This window comes from Escherichia sp. AM3, assembly GCF_032029835.1.
Taxonomy (GTDB): Bacteria; Pseudomonadota; Gammaproteobacteria; order Enterobacterales; family Enterobacteriaceae; genus Escherichia; species Escherichia coli.
Genome location: NZ_JAVUPQ010000550.1, coordinates 1 through 477, shown reverse-complemented (window position 1 = coordinate 477; position 477 = coordinate 1). Strand labels below are relative to the sequence as shown.

General features: G+C 38.6%; 1 pseudogene. It reads left to right on the top strand.

What is annotated here, in order from left to right:
- Positions 1–477: pseudogene (locus RTW80_RS27165) on the top strand (colicin V secretion protein CvaA); the annotation flags it as partial.

Here is a 477-nt window from a genome sequence, read left to right as displayed (position 1 = left end):
TAAAAGTACACGCAATGGTATTGTCACTGATAATCATCGCCGGGATATAGAAAACCAGCTGGTTCGTGTGAACAACATTATTTCCCGTCTGGAAGAAAGTAAAAAAATAACGCTAGATACCCTGGAAAAACAACGTCTGCAATACACAGATGCGTTCCGTCGCTCATCAGACATTATACAGCGTGCAGAGGAAGGGATAAAAATAATGAAAAATAATATGGAGAATTACAGATACTATCAGTCAAAAGGACTGATTAATAAAGATCAATTAACTAACCAAGTTGCATTATATTATCAACAACAAAACAACCTTCTCAGTCTGAGCGGACAAAATGAACAAAATGCCCTGCAGATAACCACTCTGGAGAGTCAGATTCAGACTCAGGCAGCAGATTTTGATAATCGTATCTATCAGATGGAACTGCAACGACTCGAATTGCAGAAAGAACTGGTTAACACTGATGTGGAAGGCGAAAT